The organism is Stenotrophomonas sp. PS02289, assembly GCF_029960115.1.
GTDB lineage: Bacteria > Pseudomonadota > Gammaproteobacteria > Xanthomonadales > Xanthomonadaceae > Stenotrophomonas.
Genome location: NZ_JASCOZ010000250.1, coordinates 1 through 4,538 on the forward strand (window position 1 = coordinate 1; position 4,538 = coordinate 4,538).

The window sequence follows — 4,538 nt, forward strand, 5'->3', positions numbered from 1 at the left end:
CGGATGGGGGGTACGGGACCGTGAAGGCACATGGATGTGCCGCCCGAGCCTAACTGGAGATTTAAGGCGTGTCCCGTACCCCCCATCCGATGGCCCCAGGCACGTAGACGGTCAGCCGAGGGCTTTTCGCCCAAATCCAACAGCAGCCGGGCATCGCCCGGCGTCACGCAGCGTGTGTCATCAACCGTACATCACCACTTGAACAACACCAGGCTGATCGCCAGGCTGCCCATGCCGGCCACGAGGCCGTAGACGGTTTCGTGACCCTTGGCGTAGCGCTTGGCGGCCGGTAGCAGTTCGTCCAGCGCCAGGAACACCATCACGCCGGAAATCAGCCCGAACACCCAGCCGAAGGTGGCGTGGGTCAGTACGTTCGACAGCGCCGCGTAGCCGATGATCGCGCCGACCGGTTCGGCCAGGCCCGAGGCCAGGCTGGCCAGGAAGGCGTAGCCCTTGTTCTGGGTGGCGAAATACACCGGTACCGCGATGGCGATGCCCTCGGGGATGTTGTGGATCGCAATCGCGAACGCCAGCGGCATGCCCACCGATGGGCTTTCCAGTGTCGCGAAGAAGGTCGCCAGCCCTTCCGGGAAGTTGTGCGCGGTGATCGCCACGGCCGTGAGCAGGCCGACGCGCTTGATGTAGGCGCGGTTGTTGTCGCGGTACATCGGGTCCTGCTTGTCCAGGCTGTCGTGCGGATTGGGGATCAGATGATCGATCAGCACAATCAGCAGCACGCCCCCCAGGAATGCCGCCGTGCCGTAAGCGAAGCCCAGTCGTGCGTCGTAGGCGAGGGTGAAAGAATCAATCGCCTTGTTGAGGATCTCGGTCAGCGACACGAAGACCATCGCGCCGCCGGCAAAGGCCAGCCCGAAGGCCAACAGGCGCGGATTCGGACGCCGGGAAAACAACACCATAAGACTGCCCAGCCCGGTGGCGAGGCCGGCAGCCAGGGTGACCAGCAGGGCAACAATTACGTTTTCAGCGGAAAAATCAGGCATGCGCCAATGCATCCTTGTAGATGTGCAGCGCGCCGCAGGTCATGCGGCGCGGGTGGGGGGTGAAGCTGGCGCAGGCTTGCTTCCGTAACGGATCAATCAACCGCCGCGGCGCAGCCGCTCTTCAATCGCGAAGCACTCATCCGGTTTGGGCTGCGGCGGGTTGAAGGTCACCGGCACCTGGATCGTGCTCGACACCGGCTGGCCGGCGCGGGTCGCGGCCTTGAACTGCCAGCCCAGCACCGCCTGGCGCGCCTGCTCGTCCAGCGCGCTGTTGCCGCTGCTGGTGGCCAGTGCCACCTCGCTCGGCTTGCCGTCGGTACCGATCACCACCTTCAGCGTGCTGGTGCCGCCAATGCCCTGGCAGGCCAGCTCGATCGGGTACTGCGGCGGCGGCGTCTTTACTGCGGCCACTTCGGTCGGGGCCGCCACCGGGGCGGCAGGCTCGGAGGAGCCCGAGCACGCGGTCAATGCCAACAACGCAACCGCCGGCAGGGCGGCATGGATCATTTTCATGGGTATCACTCCGTCAGGGCCGAAGCCTTGGCTGCACAGATGAAGTCGTTTTCGCTCAGGCCGCCCACATCGTGGGTGGAAAAGCGCACCACCGCGCGGTCGTAATGCACGCCCAGGTCCGGGTGGTGATCTTCGGCGTGGGCCACCCAGGCCAGGGCGTTCACGAAGGCCATGGTCCGGTAGTAGTCCTTGAACGTAAACGTGCGGGTCAGCGCCTGGCCCTGTTCGGCCAGTTCCCAGCCGGGAATCTGCGGCAGCAGCTCGGCAATGCGGGCCTGGCCCAGCTTGTGGTCACTGCCCCGGCGCGGTACGCAACGGGCCTGGGCCAGGGGAATCAGGTCGGCCATGGAGTCCTCCACCTTCTGTATGCCTGAACAATGCGCCGGCCGGTGTATAAACCGAATGAGCGCATAACATGTAAGCCGCTAGAATAGCCGCATGATCCAGATCTCCGACACTGCCCAGACCTATTTCCGCAAGCTGATCGAGCGCGAAGCCGTGCCCGGCATGGGCGTGCGGCTCAGCGCCGTCGACGCCGGCACCCCGCGCGCCGACGCGCGCCTGGAGTTTGCCGAGCCGGCCGATCTGCTCGGTGACGAATGGGCCGTGGACTGCGACGGTTTCACCCTGTACGTGGCCTCCGACAGCGTGGGCTGGCTGGACGGCGCGGAAATCGACTTCGTCAACAACGCCGCAGGCAGCCAGCAGCTGACCATCAAGGCCCCGAAGATCAAGGGCGAAGCGCCGGCCGATTCGGCCTCGCTGGTCGAGCGCGTGCACTGGGTGGTGGAAAACGAAGTCAATCCGCAGCTTGCCTCGCACGGTGGTCGCGTGGCCGTGCAGGAAGTATCCGCCGACGGTGTGGTGCTGCTGCGCTTCGGCGGGGGCTGCCAGGGCTGTGGCATGGCCGACGTCACCTTGAAGCAGGGCATCGAGAAAACGCTGATGGGCCGCGTGCCCGGCATTACCGCCGTGCGTGACGCGACCGACCACGACAGTGGTCACGCCCCGTATATCCCCCGCGGTACGGCAGCCTGATTCCGCTGCGTGCCTCTGCGCCGGGCTGACGACATCCTCGCTTGGCTGCTGGCTCGCCAGCCGGACAAGCGCATTCTGGAAAAGACCACCGGCCTGCCGTACGGCTGGGGGCTGTGGCTGCGCGCGCTGAATCCGTTGCCTTACCCGGCACGGGCCGCCGAGATCGTCGCCCAGCTGATGCAACGCCCTCTGCCCGGCTCGCCGGGGCGGTTGCCCGCGTTGAGCTTCCCGCAGGCACTGCGCCGTCTGGCGTGGCAGACCTGGGACCCGGCCCCGCGCGACCAGCGCTGGATGCGCTGGACGTCGGCGGCGATCAGCGTGCTGCTGCACGTGATGTTCGCGCTGCTGCTGGTGTGGGTGGCGGTGATCCGCCCGCCGGCAGAGCCGGAGCAGGGCGGCGACGGCGGTCGCATGCGGGTGGAGTTCATTGGCCAGGGCACGCCGGCAGAGCAGGGCGGCGGCCAGCCGGCCGATGCCGGTGGTGCGCAATCGAACCCTGCGGCAAACGGCCAACCCAACGTAGAGCGGGGCTCTGCCCCGCTGCCGTCACCGCCGACGCGAACAGCCAGCCAGGCAGAGCCCGGCGCTACGCAGAGCGAACCCACGCCCCCAGAGCCCACGCCCCCGGTTCCCAGCGAACCCTCGCCGCCCGCGCCGGTCGCCGTAACCCCGCCGCCCGAACCGCAACCGCAGCCGACCCCGCCCACACCGGCCCCGGCGGTGGAACAACCCATCCAGGCCACCGACGTGGCTGAAGCCAGCACCGACTTCGTGGTGCCACCGACCACGGTGCCGCGCACCGAAGTGCGGGTGGTGCCGCGCGAGGCACCGGAGGTAACGGTGCGCGAGCGCACGATCACGCCGGTGGAAGCCCCCCAGGTCACCACGGCTACGCCGCAGTTGCGTCCCATCGAGCCGCAGCTGCGTCCGCGTGAGGTGACCGTGCGCGAGCGCGAAGTCACGGTGGTGACCGCGCCGACGCCGACGGTCTCCGTGCCTGGGCCGCGCGTGGAGGTGACCCTGCCGCAGCGCGATGTGCAGGTGCGCGAGCGTGAGGTGCCTTCCGTGCCGGTGGTGGATGTCACCGTGCCGCAGCTGCCGTCGCGCGAGGTTGCGGTGCCGACCCGCAGTCGCGAGGTGGCGGTGCGCGAACGGACCGTTCCCAATGCGGCTCCGCGTCCGGCACCGGCGACGACATCACCGACACCCGCACCTTCAACGTCACGCGAACCCGCTGTCGTAGAGCGGGGCTCTGCCCCGCTGCCGTCCGCGCCATCGCCGTCGCCATCGCCAACGGCCAGCCGGGCGGAGCCCGGCTCTACAACAGCGCCCGCTGCGCGCAGCGCCGCATCAGCGACCCCGTCGCCTTCCGCCACGCCGACGGCACGTCCAGCCCCCAATCCCGGCGACTGGTCCACGCCCGCGCGCGGCGATGACTGGGGCGCAGCGTCGCGCAGTCGTGACGGCAGCAACGCGCAGGCCAATCAAGGCTCCGGCCGCACTGGCGATGGACTGTTCAATGCCGACGGCAGTGTGCGCGTTCCCAACCAGGATGGCAGCGGCAACAGCGAACGCGGCGCGCCCGGCGGTGAGAACGACGGCTGGAGCCGTGAGCGCATCGCCCAGTCCGGCACCTGGCTCAAACGCCCGCCGTACGACTACACGCCGACCTCGTTCGACAAGTACTGGGCTCCGAATGAGTCACTGCTGGCCGAATGGGTGCGCAAGGGCATCAAGGCCGTGGAGATCCCGATTCCCGGTACCAACTCGACGATTTCCTGCGTGATCTCGATCCTGCAGTTCGGTGGCGGTTGTGGTCTGTCCGATCCGAACATGCAGGACCAGCCGGCGGTGGCCAGGCCGCCGCCGGATGTGCCGTTCAAAAAGGAACTGCAAGAGGATAATGGTTCGCGCTAGGCCCGGGACGCGTGCTCGGTAGCGCCGGCCGTTGGCCGGCCCACGCGACGCATCCGAAGACCATGAGGG

At 68.1% G+C, this 4,538-nt stretch carries 5 protein-coding genes; 2 read left to right on the forward strand and 3 right to left on the reverse strand.

All coding sequences use genetic code 11. The annotated features are described in order from the left end of the window. Positions 1 to 191: 191 nt before the first annotated feature. The 3 genes from zupT to QMX83_RS20340 form a co-directional block, all read right to left on the reverse strand. A complete protein-coding gene (zupT, locus tag QMX83_RS20330; protein WP_282298447.1) occupies positions 192 to 1,001 on the reverse strand; it encodes a zinc transporter ZupT in 810 nt (269 codons plus the stop codon). A gap of 96 nt (positions 1,002 to 1,097) precedes the next feature. Continuing rightward, positions 1,098 to 1,514 (reverse strand): energy transducer TonB, encoded by a 417-nt coding sequence (locus QMX83_RS20335; protein ID WP_282298448.1) that lies wholly within the window; start codon positions 1,512 to 1,514, stop codon positions 1,098 to 1,100. Positions 1,515 to 1,519: 5 nt separating this feature from the next. Continuing rightward, on the reverse strand, positions 1,520 to 1,861 hold the full coding sequence (locus QMX83_RS20340) for a 4a-hydroxytetrahydrobiopterin dehydratase (RefSeq protein WP_282298449.1): 342 nt from the start codon (positions 1,859 to 1,861) through the stop codon (positions 1,520 to 1,522). Between the two features lie 91 nt (positions 1,862 to 1,952). Between QMX83_RS20340 and QMX83_RS20345 the strand changes: the two genes are divergently transcribed. Then, positions 1,953 to 2,552 carry an NfuA family Fe-S biogenesis protein gene (locus tag QMX83_RS20345; protein ID WP_282298450.1) on the forward strand — a complete coding sequence of 200 codons (600 nt, stop codon included), beginning with the start codon at positions 1,953 to 1,955 and terminating at the stop codon, positions 2,550 to 2,552. 9 nt (positions 2,553 to 2,561) lie between these two features. Continuing rightward, on the forward strand, positions 2,562 to 4,469 hold the full coding sequence (locus QMX83_RS20350) for a hypothetical protein (protein WP_282298451.1): 1,908 nt from the start codon (positions 2,562 to 2,564) through the stop codon (positions 4,467 to 4,469). Positions 4,470 to 4,538: the final 69 nt, after the last annotated feature.